Source organism: Bifidobacterium myosotis, assembly GCF_002259745.1.
GTDB lineage: Bacteria > Actinomycetota > Actinomycetes > Actinomycetales > Bifidobacteriaceae > Bifidobacterium > Bifidobacterium myosotis.
On the sequence record NZ_MWWW01000038.1, the window covers coordinates 1 to 2,034 of the forward strand.

Annotated in this window: 1 protein-coding gene and 2 rRNA genes; all 3 read right to left on the reverse strand. The window is 61.2% G+C overall.

The window, feature by feature from the left end:
- Window positions 1–352: 352 nt before the first annotated feature.
- Entirely contained in the window at window positions 353–604 is a 252-nt protein-coding gene (locus BMYO_RS11180) for a hypothetical protein (RefSeq protein ID WP_094668528.1), read from the reverse strand.
- A 539-nt stretch (window positions 605–1,143) separates the two neighbouring features.
- A 5S ribosomal RNA gene (rrf, locus tag BMYO_RS11185) occupies window positions 1,144–1,261 on the reverse strand.
- 176 nt (window positions 1,262–1,437) lie between these two features.
- A 23S ribosomal RNA gene (locus BMYO_RS11190) occupies window positions 1,438–2,034 on the reverse strand; the annotation flags it as partial.

Here is a 2,034-nt window from a genome sequence, read left to right on the forward strand (position 1 = left end):
CCGCCAAACCAGACCGCCAAACCAGACCGCCAAACCAGACCGCCAAACCAGACCGCCAAACCAGACCGCCAAACCAGACCGCCAAACCAGACCGCCAAACCAGACCGCCAAACCAGACCGCCAAACCAGACCGCCAAACCAGACCGCAGAACCAGACCGCAGAACCAGACCGCAGAACCAGACCGCCGTGGGGTTATGGGATGTGTGCCGCGACACGCTCAAGGCCGCTCGGCCGAGCCTACGGTCGCGGCACACATCCCATAACCCCACGGCTCCGTTCCTTGAAGCTGCAGCCTAAGGTAGGCCATCCACTGACCGATTCCTCAAACACAACACTGTTCGAATATCTCCACTACCTGCGTCGGGGCTTATAGCCCTTCTTGCGGCTATGTGGTTTCAGTTCCTGATTCAATGGCACATGACGGTAACTCGATTGCGGATCACGATGCGTCAGATGCCAGCAATTGCAATATTCACAGCGATACACCCACAGCTCGGCGCCGCGCTCAATCAGACTCTGATCGGCGGCACGCTGGGCCTGCGCCTTGTCATGATACATAATCTTGTTCGACGTGGCGCAACGTTTGGGAGTGAAGTAATGCATAGCATCCCACAGTCTAAAAGCACCCATAGCCCTTGGCTGGGATTCCCCGAGTAACTCTTGTTGTTGTGGTTTTTGTTTTGTGTTTTGTGTGGTGTGCGGTCCGTTGCGGAGCTGGAGGACGCGGTCTGGGGGTCGCGTGTCGTCATCGTGCGGCCGCCGTCCGCGTCGGGGCGGGTGGTCGCGCGTGTTTCGCGTGTTCCGTGAGGGGTCGCGGGCGGACCACGCCTGTCCGGTGGTTCCGGAAAGCCCGTGAACGGGCGTGTTCCGCCTGCGGCCCCCGTGATTGTGGTCCTTCCCGTCTGCGCCCCTTCGGTGGGTCCCGGTGCCCGCGCGCGCGTCGTGGGTGTTTCGCGCCTGTGGGGGCGGTTGCCGTCCGTCGTGTTCCCGTGCGGGGTGTCGTCGTGTTGGGCTGTTGTTTCGGGGTATGGGGAAATGCGTGGAGTCCTGGCGGGGGTTGGTGTTCCGGTCGAGAGAGTGTGTGCGCAGAAACGAGTGGAGCCCCGGTACCGTGTTGGTATCGGGGCTCCCTGTTACGTGTGATGCGGCGGTGTGCTACTCTCCCACATCCTCTCGGATGCAGTACCATCGCCGTGCCAGGCCTTAGCTTCCGGGTTCGGAATGGATGCCGGGCGTCTCTCCTGGGCCATGACCGCCGCAAATCTTCAATTAGACGTCCACGCCCGAGGGCGTGGGGATGGTTCCCGTGATGGTCCGGGGACCGGATAGCGGACGCGAAATGCCGAAATGTGTCTTGTGGTCATCCGGATGCTCCATGCCGTCCGGAGGTCCGAGCGCAGTACATTGTTCTCGGATGCTCCCCAACAGGGTTGGGGTGTGTGTTGCCGTTCCCCCGTTAGTACCGGTCAGCTCCACCCCTTGCGGGGCTTCCACGTCCGGCCTATCCACCACGTGTTCTCCATGGGGGGTCCAGAGGCTCGAGGCCTCACGGAATGCTTATCTCGGAGCAGGCTTCCCGCTTAGATGCTTTCAGCGGTTATCCCTCCCGAACGTAGCCAACCGGCCGTGCCACTGGCGTGACAACCGGCATACCAGAGGTTCGTCCACCCAGGTCCTCTCGTACTATGGGCAGGCCTCCTCAGCATTCCAACGAGCGCAGAGGATAGAGACCAAACTGTCTCACGACGTTCTGAACCCAGCTCGCGTGCCGCTTTAATCGGCGAACAGCCGAACCCTTGGGACCTGCTCCAGCCCCAGGATGCGACGAGCCGACATCGAGGTGCCAAACCATCCCGTCGATATGGACTCTTGGGAATGATCAGCCTGTTATCCCCGGGGTACCTTTTATCCGTTGAGCGATGCCGCGTCCGTACACCGGCACCGGATCACTAGTCCCGACTTTCGTCCCTGCTCGAGCCGTCGCTCTCGCAGTCAAGCTCCCTTGTGCACTTGCACTCGACACCCGATTGCCA